The organism is Agrobacterium sp. LR_9, from assembly GCF_041954855.1.
Taxonomy (GTDB): domain Bacteria; phylum Pseudomonadota; class Alphaproteobacteria; order Rhizobiales; family Rhizobiaceae; genus Agrobacterium; species Agrobacterium leguminum.
In genome coordinates, this window is sequence record NZ_JAVAYA010000032.1 from 24,669 (window position 1) to 39,466 (window position 14,798).

A 14,798-nucleotide genomic window follows, 5' to 3' on the forward strand; every position below is an offset into this window, starting at 1 on the left:
CCTATTCCGCCGCCTCGCCTTTCAGCAAGGGCTCGGCCAGCGTCACGCTTTCCAGCTCGTAGGAATAACCTTCGAGCATCGTATAGGCCTGTTCGATTGCCTCGATCTGGGCTTCGGCATTGCGGATGGCTTCGGCGATGGATTGGCTGCGGGCGCGCAGCATGGAACTCAGCACATCGGTTTCCGGCTTGCGGCCGAGACGGTCCATATGTTTGCGAACCCGGGTGCGGTGCCGCTCCAGCTCGAGAATATGGAAACGGCTTTTCAGAATATCGTCGGTCAGCTTGCGGCGCATGGCGGCCACGGGGTCGAAACTGCCGGGTTCGCGTTCGTCCAGAATGAATTCATTCACCAGCGTTTCCAACATCAGCAGGCCCTTGAGGTCCTTGGCGTCGGCAAGCTGCGGATCGTAGCCGGTATCGTCGAATACCTTGCGGCGCACCGGATCCTTCAGCAGCTCATAGGCCGTCTGCAGGCGCGCGAATTGCTCGGCATCGCCGCCGCTATCGGGATGCGCGGCCTTGGCCACCTTGCGGTAGGCCGACTTGATCGCCGCCTCGTCGGCATCGCGCTCCACGCCAAGCAAAACATAGGGATCAATCACAAAAACACCTTCAAACGCAAACTGTTACCCGCATGCCCAACACCGCTCCCGTCTGGCACGCGGGCAGATCATAGGCCAATTCCGCCCGGCGCGGCACCCCGCCCCGGCGGTTAAACCGGCAAAGCCCACACAAAGCCTCGCCGCGCGCCACATCAAAACGGGCGGAAAAGCCCTTGATGCCGAAATTTGTCGGACCCAAGGCGACTATAATGACAGGCGGGACAAAATTGTGGAAAGCGGCGGCAAAACATGCCGCACGGTTTCGCACAGCACCTGCCGCAGCCGGCGGAAAACACCGCAGGAAGAAGCGTAACCGGCGCATTTTCAGGGGGTTATGGTGGAAAGACGCCAACGGGTGTAAGCTTGGCATTTGGATTAGAAGGGAGGATGATCCGATGCCGCAAACGATTACCCAGACCGTCACGGACTATGTCCATGCCATGGCCTATGCGGATGAGAGCCTGATGCGTGACGTTTTCGACCCGCGCGCCAGCATCGTCGGAACCTTCGAAGGCGAGATCGAATGGCTGTCCCTGGAGGACTTTGTCGACCAGATGCGCAAAAGCGAACGCGGCCTCCCCGATCACGATCCCGCTTTTGAAATCATGGGCATCGACAAGGAAGGCGACAGCGCCTCGGTGAAGCTGACGACCCGTTTCGACGGTATGGATTTTTACGAATATCTGTCACTGCTGGAACGCGACGGCAACTGGTCCATCGTGCACAAGCTCTATCACATAAAGCCGTAGGCGATCATCGAAACCGCCACGCTGCATTGTGCGCTTGCGCGTTCCACTCGCAGGGCCGTCCCGCGATCCGGTTATTTTGCCGCTGAAAGAACTAGAACAGGTCGCTGTAGATCGCTGTTATCCAGAGCGCGTTAAAGAAGAGCCAGATAACACCGAGCCACATGATTTTGCGGCTGCTATCGGTTCTCATCGCCACAATCGCGATAAGCAGACCGCCGACTATCCTTGCCAGATACCATGGCCCGAGCTGTTCGAAATGTTCCCTGCCCTTGATGTAGGTGTCCACCAGATCGAAGACGAACGAGGCGGCAAACAGGGCAAAGAACGCATGTCGCCTGCGCACGAAAAAACTTTCCCGCTCGGAGAGTTCCTGAATGTGATCGGGATAAAGCAGCGTCGACATCAAAAAGAACAGCGACGTGTAGACCAGAACGAAAATGTAAATCCAGAAATTCCAGTTGTGGATCAGCCGCAGCGCAAATTCCCACCACCAGAAATGGACAGCTCCCAGAAGCAGGGCAATCGACCAGACGATCTGCGCATGCATACGGTCGGTTTTCTGCGGCTCCTGCAACCTTCTGGAAAGTCCGGACAACACCCTGGTAATGGCCAGGCCGAGGATAAGGCTTACCAATATCCGCAAATGACCATATGCATCCATTGAAAGCGCCCGCTGTTGCTCAACTTATCTGCCGAACAATATGCTTAAACCTTGGGGCTTTACAACTCTGGCGGATGCCCCGCCCTTCCCGATCTCGCCTTCTAGTGGGCTAAACCGGCTTCCCGATGCGAGAGTCTCCCGGGCTGGCAGGCCGAAGCCAGTCACTCCAGTTTCATCAGGGCTCAACCACCGGCAGCGGCAGACGCAAAGCGTCACCCGTCACACGGTTCATTCAACCAAATAGATTTCAGGATTAAGCGATTGATTTTACTGGTGCCCCCGGCAGGGTTCGAACCCGCGACCCCCTGATTACAAATCAGGTGCTCTACCAACTGAGCTACAAGGGCAAGCCAGTGCCTTGCCAACTATCAGATTCTGACTTGGTGTAAAGTAAAAACTAACGCCGTGGCATCGACAAACCGCTTTTCCACACCGTCGCCGGCCGGGCTGTCTTCATGATCGCAATTGTAGCAGAAGGCCCGGAAAATAAGCGAAGTATTTACGCAGCACCACTAGAATGGCGATGAAACATAACCATTCCAGTGAGAACAACGCATCATATGCGCGCGAGCATACAGAAAATCCAGCTGACGGGCACGATCATCATCGCCGTAAGCTCCATCCTGCTGGCAACCCTTGCCGCGCTGCCCAGCGTCTATAATTATCTGCGCTATCGCACCAATGCCGCGCAGCTCAGCCGCTTTGAAACCGCTCTCCAGTCCGCATGGCTGGTGTCGGCCGAGCGAGGCCCCGCCAATAATCTGATGGGTGCATCCGTGCCGGATGCAAGGCTGACCGAAGGGCTTGCCGCCGCGCGCAAGGCAACGGACGACAAGCTGTCGGAGCTGGAGAAATCCTTCGCCAACGATATCAGAACACAGCCTGAACTGGCGAAGTCGCTTGCTGATACCCGCCAGAAGCTCGAGCAATCGCGAGAGCTGGTCGATCAGGTTGCCGCGCTCCCCCCTGACGCGCGTAACCACGGCGCGATGTCCAATGCGATTGCATCGATGTTCAAGGCGGCGGATAGCGTCAATCTGCTGCGCGGCAGGGCCGCACGCGCCATCATCAAGGTGACGCCCGACGTGGCGATCGACATCGCCATGACGGGCACGGCGGGCGTGATGCGCGACCGTATCGGTCGCCTCGGTTCCTATGTCATCATGAGTCTCAAGGCGAACAGGCAGGAAAAGCTCGGTTATCGCGCCAAGTTCGACACCGAGATGCAGAGCCTGCTGTCGCTGAAAGCATCGCTGACCAATTATACCGCCGCCTATCTCTCGACGCCGCGGCTGGACGGCGCATTGCGCGATCTTGAAACCCAATATTTCGGTCAGGCTTTGCGTTACGCGCAGAACACGATCGTGATGGCGGTGCCATCCGCCCAGCCAAGCGCACTTGAATTCTCCAGAAACTATATTGCCGGCATGCGGTCGTCCGACACCCTGCGCGACCTTATTCTGTCCGAAACGCGCGCGCGGATCGAAAAGAAAAAGCAGGAGGCCCTGATCTATGGCGGAACCTCGCTCTTTCTCGCCGGCATCGCTGTGCTGGTGCTGTTGCGGCTGACATCGGTGTATAAAACCGCGCTGTTCCGTCCCATGCAATCCGTCCAGACGCAGATCGCCGCCATCGCCGGCGGTGATCTTTCCGAGGGCAATCATGAGGACAGGGTTGCACCGGAAGTAAAGAAGATGTTCGAGGAACTGGATTTCCTGCGCGAACAGCTTCGCCAAAAGGGCGAAATGGAAAACCAGCAGCGTGCGCTGGCCGAGCAGCTGCGCACCCTTTCCGAAACCGATGCGCTGACGGGCGTCTTCAACCGCCGCGCACTCGAAAAGGCGGTTCGCTCCATATTGACGGGCGAGGAGCAATGTCAGTCGCTCGGCGTGATGATTGTCGATATCGACCATTTCAAATCGATCAACGACCGTTACGGCCATGCCATGGGTGACATCGCGCTTCAGAAGACCGCGGGCCTGTTGCGCAGCGCATTGCGCAAGCACGACATTCTCGCCCGATATGGCGGTGAGGAATTCGTCGTCGTGCTGCAGGATGTCAGCCATGCCACGGCGACGGCCACGGCCGACCGCCTTCGCCGCCTGATCGAAGCCCAGACCATCGATGAGCAAAGCGGCCTGTCGCTGACGGCAAGTTTCGGCGTGGTCTGGCAGGAAGCGCGTGCGATCAACAGCTGGGATGAGTTGATCGCCATCGCCGACGACCGGCTTTACGAAGCCAAGCGTGCGGGCCGCAACCGGGTCTGGGCAACCTATTTCCCAAAGGTCGCGAACGGCTAAGAACATCGCCGGCGGCGGGTTTTGCTTCGACTAGATCAAATCCAGCGTCATGACCACGGGGCAATGATCGGAAGCCTTCGGACGATCCCAGCCGGTGCGGGGATAACGTTCGACCTCCTGTCCCGGCGGGAATATCGTCCGGAAAGGTTGCCCATTGCGAATGATTTCGGGAACATGCGTGGCGTTCATCTCCGCCAGACGCGGGGACAGCCAGATATAGTCGAGCTGGCACAGATGCTGCTCCTGCGGCCCGCGTGAATGGTAAAGCGTCCAGCGATCCATGACGTCACGGCGCATCATCGGATTGACCACGAAACCATCGGCCGAGAGGATATCGAGCGCGCTGCGCTCCTCCTCGACGGGCGCGAAGCTGTAACCGCTGCGCCTGTCGCCGGAAATCGCGACACGCTCCTGATAATCATTCAGATCGCCGCAGATGGCGAAATTCTTGTTGCGGGTATTGCCCACACCCCAGCGGTTTTCAATGATACGGCGCACGGCCATGGCCTCCGCCTCGCGGATCGGCATGGTGGCGATGCGGGCGTCGACCGCGTCGCGGGCATTGGTCATGGATTTGAAATGCGTGACGTAAAGCGTCAGCGGCTTGCCGCCGATCCTCAGATCGATTTCCAGGCAATCCCGTTTGAAAATCTTGTCGTCGATCTGGTTTGTGGCGGCAAGCGCGGGATTGAAGAGATCGAGATTGCGATAGGTCAGCGCCGCATGGCTCTTGATATCGACCACCTCGATCCTGTCGCCGTCCCGCGTCTCCTCGCGCATGACGACGGCGACATCGATGCCGCGGCTGTCATTGCCCTCGACCAGATATTTCTGCAGGTAGCCATTGCCGACCATGCGATAGAGATAGCCATATTCGAAGGCCTGCAGCGCGGCCATGTTGTCCACTTCCTGCAGGCAGAGAATATCGGCATCCGCATCGGCGATGGCGAGTGCCGAAAGCTGGCGCGTGTCGTCGGTGGAAGAGACCATCCGCGCGCTTTCCAGCGCCTGATAGGTCGCCTCGTCGCGAATATCGAAAAGCTGGATCGCCCTGTCGCGCCGCGTCTGGTTGCGAAAGCCGGTGAAATCGAAACGGGTGAGGAGATTTTCGATATTGAAGGTGGCAAGCCGAAGCGACATGAATCAATCCTATTGCTACAGGGAAAGCTTAGCCGGTGTCGCTCCGCCTCGCCAGTAGCCAGGGCCACGTCCTTCACCCGCCCTCATTCCTGTGCTTGTCACAGGAATCCTTTCAGCCCAAGTCATTGGGCTGAAAGGACTCTTTTCACCGCGCAGACGCGCGTCGGCTGGACCCCTGTGACAAGCACAGAGATGAGGGAAGTACACTTCTCACCCTAAAGCCGCCACGCCGCGCGAATGGCCATTGGCAGACGGTCCCCGACTGCAACCGCTTCCCGCGAATAGGCCCTCAGCGCCTGCCCGTCCGGCAGGTCGAGACGCAGGGCATAACGCTCGCCCTCGTAGAGAACCGAGGTGACGGTGCAGGCGATGCCCTCTGCATGCCGCACCACATCCTGTGGCCGCACAAGAATATCCGCGTGCGGCGATTGCCTGCCGCTCTCCATCGCTGCCCTAAGCACCGACCAGTCGAGATCGCGCGAAGTCCCTTCGGGCGCCGGCAAGGTCACGATCGCCCCCTGCCCCACGAGCGAGCCGACCAGCCTGCCTTCGGGCCGCGCATAAAGCTCCGCCGGTGGCGCGACCTGCAACAGCCTGCCCTGCGACATCACGGCGACATCGGTTGCCAGCGCCATGGCTTCCGCCTGATCGTGGGTGACATAGATCATCGTCGCACCGGAGCGGATGTGGAACTCGCGGAATGTCTCCTCCATCTCCTGCCTGAGATGCCGGTCGAGATTGGCGAGCGGCTCATCGAGCAGCACCACGTCAGGCTCGGTAACGAGGCAGCGCGCGAGCGCCACGCGCTGCCGCTGGCCACCGGACAATTCGGCGGGACGGCGATCGGCGAAGCTCTCGAGGCGGACGGCGGCAAGCGCCTGACGCACCTTGTCGCGATATTTCTCACCTGAAATACCGCGCACCTTCAAGGGATAACCGGCATTGTCGGCAACCGACATATGCGGCCACAGCGCATAGGACTGGAACACCATCGCCATGTTGCGCCGCTCCGGCGGCACCATGCTGCCGGCATCGGCCAGCACCCGCTCGCCGAGCAGGATGGAACCGTCGGTCGGCTGTTCGAAACCGGCAATCATGCGAAGCACCGTCGTCTTGCCGCAGCCGGAAGGCCCGAGAAGAGCGAGAAAACCGCCGTCACGCACCGTCAGCGACACATCGTCCACGGCTGGTTTCGAACCGGCACCAAAACTCTTCGACAGGCGGTTGAGGATCAGTTTCGCCAAGGGACCACTCCTTTCGGCAGATAGCGCCCCAGAATTTCCAGCAGAGCCATGAGGAAAATCACCATGATGACGACAAGCACCGAAAGTGCCGAGGCAAGATCGAAGCTGCCGCTGTCATCGAGATTGTAAATGAGCACGCCGAGCGTCTGGGTGCCGGCGGACCACAGCAGCGCCGAGACTGTCAGCTCGTTGCAGGCGATGAGGAAAACAAGGATGACCGATGCCCCCGCCGCAGGCCCGACCAGCGGCAGGATGATATCCTTGAGCCGCCGCCAGAAACCGGCGCCGGAGAGCCTTGCTGCCTCTTCCAGCGACGGATCGAATTGCAGGAAGGCGCTGACCATCGGTTTCAGGCTGACGGCGAAGAAGGAGGAGAAATAGGCGAGCAGAATGATCCAGATCGTGCCGTAAAGCGTGATGCCGACAAGCGGGATGGGGGCCGCGAAAAGCAGCACGAAGGAGACGGAAATCACCACCCCCGGCAACGCATAGGGAATATCCACCAGCGCCGAAAGCAGGAACATGAAACGGCTCTTGCCGCGCACCAGAAAATAGGCCGTCAGCACCGTCACCGCCAGCAAGCAAAGCGAGGTGGCGGTCGCCAGAAACAACGAGTTGCGGAAGGCGGTACGCGTCACGCTCTGGCGGTAAAGCAATTCCTCATAGGCATGCAGCGTCGCTGTCTTGAGGCTGAGCGGCACGCCATAGGCAGGCGCAAGCGAGCTTGCCACCAGTGCCGTCAGCGGCGCCACCAGCATGAAGAACAGCACGAGCCACAGGGCAAGCTCCGCCGGCACCCGCCACAGCCCAAGCCGGAATGTCGCCGCCTTGCCGGAAAGACCGATGATGCGATAGTCCCTGCCCTTCATCGCCCGTTCCTGAAGCGCAAGCCCGGCGACGGAGATGATTGCGATCATGGTGGAGAGGATGGCAATATCGCCGAATGTGCTGGTGCCGAAACTGGCAAAACGGCTGTAGATCAGCGTCGGCAGGGTAAAGATCGAGGCGGGGATGCCGAGGATCGCCGGAATGCCGAAATTGCCCACACTGGAGACGAAGGAAATTGCCGCCCCGGCGATCAATCCCGGCGTCGACAGCGGCAGGATGATATCGAACAGCACCCGGCGCGGCGAAGCGCCGGAGAGCTTCGCAGCCTCGATGCCGTCCTGCGGCAAAGCGAGCAGACCGGCCCGCAGCGACAGATAGACGAGCGGCGCGTGCTGCACACCGAGCAGCAGCGCGATACCCGCTATCGAATAAAGCGGCTGCGGCGAGCCCATCGCGGGCGCGAGGCCGATGGCCTTCAGCAGCGTGCTCGAAGGGCCGGTCATGCCGATCCACGACAGCGCCGTCACCTGCGGCGGTATCATCATCGGCAGCATGAACAGGAAGCTCAGGATCGACTTGCCGCGAATGTCGCAAAGCGTCAGCGAAAGCGCGAAAGCGCCGCCGATCAAAAGCGAAATCAGCATGCCGAAAAACGAGGTGGAGAGCGTGTTCAGCGCCGAATCCCAAAGGGCAGGATCGGCGAGAAGCCGCCATATGTCACCATTAAGTGACGAGATGACGCCGGTATAGGCGAGCCGCCCGAGCGGCAGGGCGCTGAGCGCAAAAACAACGCTGACCACAAAAGGAAACAGCCAGCGCGGCTGGCTGCTTCCATAGGCATTGGAACGGGTCATTCCGCTATATCAGCCCTTGGAGCCGAAGATGTCGGAGAAGGTCTTCAGGTCCTGTTCGGAATTCTTCAGCGCATCGGCAGCGTTGAGCGGCAGAACCTTGATCTTGTCGCGGGCCGGGAAACCTTCCGGCATGCCGGCATCGGCACGCACGGGAATGTAACCGAGCTTGACGAAGCCCTGCTGGCCCTTTTCGGACAGCACGTAGTCGACGAACTTCTTCGCGGCTTCCTCGTGCTTGGTGCCCTTGATGATCGCGACCGGCTCGGTGACGGCCGAAACACCCTCTTCCGGGAAAACGAACTCGACCGGCGCGCCCTTCGCCTTTTCGCGGATCGGCATGTAATCGACGACCACGCCATAGGCCTTTTCGCCCGACGCGACGGACTTCAGAACCGCGCCGTTGCCACCGCCGGAGATGGCTTCATTGGCCTTCAGTTGCTTGTAGTAATCCCAGCCGAGGCCGTTTGCGGCGGCAAGCGTCTGCGCATGGATCAGCGCTGCACCGGACGTCAGCGGGCTTGGCATGGTCACCAGCCCCTTGGCTTCCGCCTTGGCCAGATCCTTCCAGCTCGTCGGCTTCATTGCGGCGGCTGTGTTGTACATGATGCCTGTCGTGATGAGCTTGGTGGAATAATAGAAGCCGTCCGCATCATAAAGCGAGGCGTCGATATTCTTGGCTTCCGTGGACTTGTGGGCGAGAAGCTGGCCAGCCTGCTTCATGCGCTCCAGCGTCACGGTATCGGCGATCAAAAGCACGTCGGCAACCGGATTGCCGGCATTGATCTCGGCCATCAGCTTGGCCATGATCTTCGGCGTTCCGTCACGCACCCATTCAACCTCGAGACCGGGATTGGCGGCCTTGAAACCATCAACGGTCGCCTGCGCGTCCTCGTTGGGCTGGCTGGTGTAGAGCACCAGATCGGCGGCATTGGCGGCGGTGGCGATGAAGCCGAGCGACACGATGGCGGTGAAAGCGGAGAGCAGCGTTTTCATGGGTCCAGTCCCTGTTGTTTGGTGGGACCGCTAAAACATGATTGCATAACATGTATGTGACAGGCAGGATTTTTGGGGTGGGATCTTTTGGGGCCATCGCGGTTAGGAGTAACAATGCCCCTTGGCGCCTGCGGCTCACCCCCCTCTGCCCTGCCGGGCATCTCCCCCTCAAGGGGGGAGATCGGCAAGAGGCGCTGACAGCACTTCATTTTCAACTGTTGCGATAGGCAATAACTTACCGCGAGTCGATCTCCCCCCTTGAGGGGGAGATGTCCGGCAGGACAGAGGGGGGTAAGCCGCACCCTCTACCGCTGCCGTAAGCCGCCGCCCTCAAATCGCCGGCAGCGCCTCGCCCGTTTCCGCCTGCGCCGTCGCGATCAACCGGCCAAGCCGCTTCATGCCTTCCTCGATCATCGCCTCGTTGGCGCAGGAGAAGCTGATGCGCAGCGTATTCGTGCCGGAGCCATCCGCGAAGAATGCTCGGCCGGGAACGAAGGCGACCTTTTCCGTGGCGATGGATTTCGCCAGCAGCGCTGCGCCATCCATGCCCTCAGGCAACGTCACCCAGATGAACATGCCGCCTTCCGGCTTCGTCCAGCGCGTGCCCTTCGGCATGTATCTGTCGAGTGCGGCCAGCATCGCGTCACGGCGGGCGCTATAGGCTGCCTTGATCTTGGCGACCTGTTTGTCGAAGCCGCGCGAGGCGACACGTTCGATGGCGATCTGGTTGATGGTCGAGGAATGCAGGTCGGCTGCCTGCTTCATCAGCACCAGCTTGCGAATAACCGGCGCGGAAGCGACGATGTAACCGACACGAAGGCCGGGTGCGAGCGTCTTCGAAAAGCTGCCGCAATAGATGGTGCGGGTGTTTTCGATGCCGCCCGAGCGGGCGATGTCGAGCGCCATGATCGGCGGAACAGCCTCGCCATCGTAACGCAGCGACTGGTAAGCGGCGTCTTCGATGACGGCGATATCCAGCTCATCGGCCAGCGCCAGAACCTTTTCGCGGCCGGCCAGATCGACGGTTTCACCAGTCGGGTTGGAGAAATCGGCCGAGAGATAAGCGAACTTCACCGCGCCGCCGAGCTTGGCGGCGGTTTCGCGGTAAGCCTCGGGCGTGCGGTTGCCGCCGGGGTTCAGCTGGTCGTAGTTCGGCTCATAGGCGTTGAAGGCGGAAAGCGCGCCGAGATAGGTCGGCCAGGTGACCAGCGCCGTATCCTTCGGCGACAGGAACAGCTTGCCGAGATAATCGAGACCCTGCTGCGAACCGGAAACGATAAAGACGTTATCGGCGGTGCAGTCGATGCCGATCTCGGCCATTTCGCCCGCCAGCCATTCGCGCAGCGGCTTGTAACCTTCGCTCACCGAATATTGCAGCGCCGAGTTTACCTGCGAACCCGAAAAAATTTCCGCATAAGCCTGCTGGAATTCCTCTGCGGGGAAAAGAGCCGGGTCCGGAATACCGCCGGCAAAGGAGATGATATCGGGCTGCTCCAGCAGCTTCAGCAACTCGCGGATTTCGGACGCTTTCATGCGCGAAGAGCGCGTGGCGAAAATTTGTTCCCAATTGAGCATGGGTACGTTTCCTCTTGTGTCGTTTTTATGCGTGCATCTTTACAGAAATGTCGATACGTCAGCAATACTGACTTATCAGTTTTTCGAATTATTTCTGCCTCCCTGCACATTGCCCGCAACCGACCTGCCTTAAGGCCGGATTTTGCGGACAAAGCCAAATACACCCTTGCGCAAAGCTTCACAATCACACCTTTGCGATTGACGCGGCATGGTTTTCCAGCTGGATTGCGCGCGCGCCGCAACACGGCGAAAGCATCATGGGAGTTTGACGACATGCTGAAAAATATCGACCCGGCGCTGAATGCCGATGTCCTGCACGCGCTGCGCGCCATGGGTCACGGCGATACGCTGGTGATCTCCGACACCAACTTCCCCTCCGATTCAGTTGCCCGCCACACGACCGTCGGCAAGGTGCTGCATATCGACAACGTCTCCGCAGCCCGCGCCATGAATTCGATCCTCTCCGTCCTGCCGCTCGACACGCCGCTGCAGCCTTCTGTCGGCCGCATGGAAGTGATGGGCGCGCCGGATCAGCTGGAGCCGGTACAGGTGGAAGTGCAGAAGGAAATCGACGCGGCGGAGGGAAAATCCGCTCCCATGTATGGCATCGAGCGCTTCGCCTTCTACGAGCAGGCAAAAAAAGCCTATTGCGTCATCACCACGGGCGAAACCCGGTTTTATGGCTGCTTCCTTCTGACGAAGGGTGTCATCCCGCCGGCGAAGTAAGGCCAAAAACGGGAAAATTGCGCCGGCCGCCCACCTTCATGACAATTTCAAGTTGTTATGGCAAAAACTTCCACTAGGCTTGAAAAACCAACCGGAGGTGTGCGGATCATGACCCAATATGTCCTGGCGTTCTGGAATGTCGAAAACCTGTTTGCGCCGGAGGGTTATCCGGCGCGCGAGCCGTGGATTGCCGAGCGGCTGAAGAACGACCTGAAAGGCTGGACCGAGGACCTGTTCAAAACCAAGGTCAAACAGCTCGGTCTGATCATAAGCCAGATCGGCGGCGCGGGACCGGATCTGCTCGGTGTCTGCGAAGTCGAGAACCGTTTCGTTCTGGAGACGCTGGCGGAACATCTGAACGACCTCATGCCCGCGCGCTCCTACCGGGTCGTGCATGCCGATTCCAGCAAGGACCAGCGCGGCATCGATACCGCCTTCATCTATGACAGCAAAAAGCTGCTGATCAACGAGAACGAGATTTTCAGCCATTTCGTGATGCGCCGCACCGGCACACGCGACATTACCCAATGCACCTTCATCACCAAGGGCGGCCGCCAGCTTATCGCGCTCTCCAATCACTGGCCGTCGCGCTCTGGCGGCGCGGTGGAAAGCGCCGGTTTTCGCATGACCGCCGGTGAGACGCTAGGCTATTGGCATCAGCGCATCAGGGAAGAAAAAGGAAACGACATCGCTGTCATCGCCTTCGGCGACTTCAACGACGACCCTTCCGATGCCTCGCTGCGCTACCACGCCAATTCCACCCGCGAGCGGGACGATGTCGAAAACTCGCAATCGGCCATGTTCTACAATCTCACCTGGAATTACCTGCGCCAGCCGGTGGTCGATTCCGTCGGCACGGCAAGAACGATCTACGGCACGCTCTACTTCAACGGCGACGCCAATATCTTCGATCAAATCCTCGTTTCCCGATCGCTTTTAACCGGTAGCAGCGGCTTCAAAGCGCGTGAGGAGACGGCAAAAATAGAAGCCATTGCCGCCATGGTCAGCCACAGCAAGAATGAGGGGCCCATCCGCTTCGGCCTGTCGAAAGGCGATGCGGTCAAAAACGTCAATCTCGGTGGGTTCTCCGATCACTTCCCTGTTTCGGTGGTTATCGAGGAAGACGATACCATCGTTTGATAGCACATCGAAAACAAAAAGGCCGGAGCTTTCGCTCCGGCCTCCATATTTTCCCAACAAGCAATGAAGCTTAGTTGACGGCCTTGTCGACCAGCTTGTTCTTGCCGATCCAGGGCATCATGCCGCGCAGCTTGGCGCCGACTTCTTCGATCTGGTGTGCGTCGTTGTTGCGACGGATACCCTTGAAGCGTGCGCCGCCGGCCTTCCATTCCTGCATCCACTCGGAGGTGAACTTGCCGGTCTGGATGTCGTGCAGAACGCGCTTCATTTCAGCCTTGGTGTCGGCGGTGATGATGCGCGGACCGGTAACGTATTCGCCCCACTCGGCCGTATTGGAGATCGAGTAGTTCATGTTGGCGATGCCGCCTTCATAGATCAGGTCGACGATCAGCTTCACTTCGTGCAGGCACTCGAAATAGGCCATTTCCGGTGCGTAACCGGCTTCGACCAGCGTTTCGAAACCGGCGCGGATCAGTTCGACGAGACCGCCGCACAGAACGACCTGTTCGCCGAAGAGGTCGGTTTCGCACTCTTCCTTGAAGTTGGTTTCGATGATGCCCGAACGGCCGCCGCCAACGCCGCAGGCGTAGGAGAGAGCGAGTTCAAGGGCGTTGCCGGAAGCGTTCTGGTGAACGGCAACGAGGCAGGGAACGCCGCCGCCCTTCTGGTATTCGCCGCGAACCGTGTGGCCGGGGCCCTTCGGTGCGATCATGACGACGTCGAGCGAAGCCTTCGGCTCGATGAGACCGAAGTGAACGTTGAGGCCGTGTGCGAAAGCGATTGCTGCGCCATCACGGATGTTGCCGGCGATGTCGGCCTTGTAGATGTCGGCCTGGAGCTCGTCCGGCGTCGCCATCATCAGGAGGTCGCCCCACTTGGCGGCTTCGGCAACGGTCATGACCTTGAAGCCGTCGGCTTCGGCCTTCTTGACGGTCGGCGAACCGGCCTTCAGGGCGATGACGACGTTCTTGGCGCCGGAATCCTTGAGGTTCAGCGCATGGGCGCGGCCCTGGGAGCCGTAACCGACGATGACGACATTCTTGGACTTGATGAGATTGAGATCGGCATCACGATCATAATAAACGCGCATTTTATGGTCCTTCCCTAATGCTTGTCTCTCAGTTGTCTGAACCGGAATGTCAGGCGGGTTTGCCGCTGAGTTCCGAATGTACCTTTTCCGTGCCGTAGAGGGTCAGAAAGGCGACCACCGCCTTCTTCGCCCGGGCGGAAAAATCCTTGTCCGGCGCCTCGCCCAGCAGCATGCGCACATGCAGATCCGAAACGATGAGGCCGTAAAAACTGCGATATGCCTCCTCGGCATCATCGAAACGCAGATAGCCGGAACGGCGACCTGCCTCGATCAGCCCACGGGCGCGGCGGTCGATCTGGCGACGGCCGCGTTCCAGCAGCAGATCGCCGAGCTTCGAGCCGTCGCGGCTCGCCTGCCCTATCGCCAGACGGTTGAGCGCCAGCGACACATCGCCCGCCAGCACATCCAGCAGATCATGCGCGAAAACCTCGAGGTGATCGGCAAGCTGCGGTGCGGAGACGCGGTCACCTGCCTTTTCGAAGGTGCGGACCTTGCTCTGCTGAAAGGTGATCATCGCCGCCAGCAGGCCGTCGCGATCGCCGAACCACTTGTACAGGCTTTCCTTGGAACAGTTGGCGGCACGCGCCAGCCCCGATGTGGTAAGCGCTTTCTCGCCGCCCTCGACCAATAGACGCAATGCCTGGTCCAGAACGGCGTTCTGGCGCGGCGAAAATTCCTGCGCTGTGATCGGGTCGGAAGCCAAGTCTTTTCCACTCCAGGGGCTCGATTAATGTACCGTACGGTACGGTTCGAGCGCCATTTAAGCGGAGGCTGCTTGCCCGTCAAGCGGATTCTTCAGAGGAGGACGAGAATTGACGCGGTGCCCCGGAGTATGACTGCAAGCTTGAGGTGAACCTCCAGGGAATTTTGCGTGGATAGCAGACCGAGGTGGGC

General features: G+C 59.7%; 13 protein-coding genes and 1 tRNA gene. 4 read left to right on the forward strand and 10 right to left on the reverse strand.

Features of this window, described 5'->3' with window-relative positions; all coding sequences use genetic code 11:
- Window position 1: 1 nt before the first annotated feature.
- Window positions 2-604, reverse strand: coding sequence for a J domain-containing protein (locus RAC79_RS23415; RefSeq protein WP_003522436.1), 603 nt, complete (start codon window positions 602-604; stop codon window positions 2-4).
- Window positions 605-999: 395 nt separating this feature from the next.
- On the opposite strand from RAC79_RS23415, the gene RAC79_RS23420 reads away from it, so the two are divergent.
- Entirely contained in the window at window positions 1,000-1,353 is a 354-nt protein-coding gene (locus tag RAC79_RS23420; RefSeq protein ID WP_003522435.1) for a nuclear transport factor 2 family protein, read from the forward strand.
- 91 nt (window positions 1,354-1,444) lie between these two features.
- Here the strand turns inward: RAC79_RS23420 and RAC79_RS23425 are convergent, their stop codons facing one another.
- Entirely contained in the window at window positions 1,445-2,014 is a 570-nt protein-coding gene (locus RAC79_RS23425; RefSeq protein ID WP_065655864.1) for a hypothetical protein, read from the reverse strand.
- Between the two features lie 271 nt (window positions 2,015-2,285).
- Window positions 2,286-2,361, reverse strand: a tRNA-Thr gene (locus RAC79_RS23430).
- Window positions 2,362-2,574: 213 nt separating this feature from the next.
- Here RAC79_RS23430 and RAC79_RS23435 point away from each other — a divergent pair.
- On the forward strand, window positions 2,575-4,314 hold the full coding sequence (locus tag RAC79_RS23435; protein WP_078051892.1) for a diguanylate cyclase: 1,740 nt from the start codon (window positions 2,575-2,577) through the stop codon (window positions 4,312-4,314).
- Between the two features lie 30 nt (window positions 4,315-4,344).
- On the opposite strand, the gene RAC79_RS23440 is transcribed toward RAC79_RS23435, so the two are convergent.
- The 5 genes from RAC79_RS23440 to RAC79_RS23460 form a co-directional block, all read right to left on the reverse strand.
- A complete protein-coding gene (locus tag RAC79_RS23440; protein ID WP_174044602.1) occupies window positions 4,345-5,454 on the reverse strand; it encodes an endonuclease/exonuclease/phosphatase family protein in 1,110 nt (369 codons plus the stop codon).
- Between the two features lie 215 nt (window positions 5,455-5,669).
- The gene (locus RAC79_RS23445) at window positions 5,670-6,698 is read right to left on the reverse strand and encodes an ABC transporter ATP-binding protein (RefSeq protein ID WP_174044604.1); all 1,029 of its coding nucleotides are present in this window, start codon (window positions 6,696-6,698) and stop codon (window positions 5,670-5,672) included.
- Window positions 6,686-8,380: an iron ABC transporter permease gene (locus RAC79_RS23450; RefSeq protein WP_174039457.1), complete on the reverse strand. Its 1,695-nt coding sequence runs from the start codon at window positions 8,378-8,380 to the stop codon at window positions 6,686-6,688. The genes RAC79_RS23445 and RAC79_RS23450 overlap by 13 nt, the downstream gene beginning before the upstream one ends.
- 9 nt (window positions 8,381-8,389) lie before the next feature.
- Window positions 8,390-9,373, reverse strand: coding sequence for an ABC transporter substrate-binding protein (locus tag RAC79_RS23455; protein WP_142845309.1), 984 nt, complete (start codon window positions 9,371-9,373; stop codon window positions 8,390-8,392).
- Window positions 9,374-9,703: 330 nt separating this feature from the next.
- Complete coding sequence (locus RAC79_RS23460; protein WP_059756777.1) at window positions 9,704-10,948, reverse strand: PLP-dependent aminotransferase family protein; 1,245 nt, start codon at window positions 10,946-10,948, stop codon at window positions 9,704-9,706.
- A 273-nt stretch (window positions 10,949-11,221) separates the two neighbouring features.
- Here RAC79_RS23460 and RAC79_RS23465 point away from each other — a divergent pair, with 273 nt between their 5' ends.
- Both RAC79_RS23465 and RAC79_RS23470 read left to right on the forward strand, forming a co-directional pair.
- Window positions 11,222-11,674 (forward strand): RbsD/FucU family protein, encoded by a 453-nt coding sequence (locus RAC79_RS23465; protein WP_374997576.1) that lies wholly within the window; start codon window positions 11,222-11,224, stop codon window positions 11,672-11,674.
- A 108-nt stretch (window positions 11,675-11,782) separates the two neighbouring features.
- Window positions 11,783-12,814, forward strand: coding sequence for an endonuclease/exonuclease/phosphatase family protein (locus RAC79_RS23470; protein WP_149740947.1), 1,032 nt, complete (start codon window positions 11,783-11,785; stop codon window positions 12,812-12,814).
- A 70-nt stretch (window positions 12,815-12,884) separates the two neighbouring features.
- Here the strand turns inward: RAC79_RS23470 and ilvC are convergent, their stop codons facing one another.
- Window positions 12,885-13,904: a ketol-acid reductoisomerase gene (gene ilvC, locus RAC79_RS23475; protein WP_046798127.1), complete on the reverse strand. Its 1,020-nt coding sequence runs from the start codon at window positions 13,902-13,904 to the stop codon at window positions 12,885-12,887.
- A 49-nt stretch (window positions 13,905-13,953) separates the two neighbouring features.
- Window positions 13,954-14,607, reverse strand: coding sequence for a TetR/AcrR family transcriptional regulator (locus RAC79_RS23480; RefSeq protein WP_003507581.1), 654 nt, complete (start codon window positions 14,605-14,607; stop codon window positions 13,954-13,956).
- Between the last annotated feature and the right edge of the window lie 191 nt (window positions 14,608-14,798).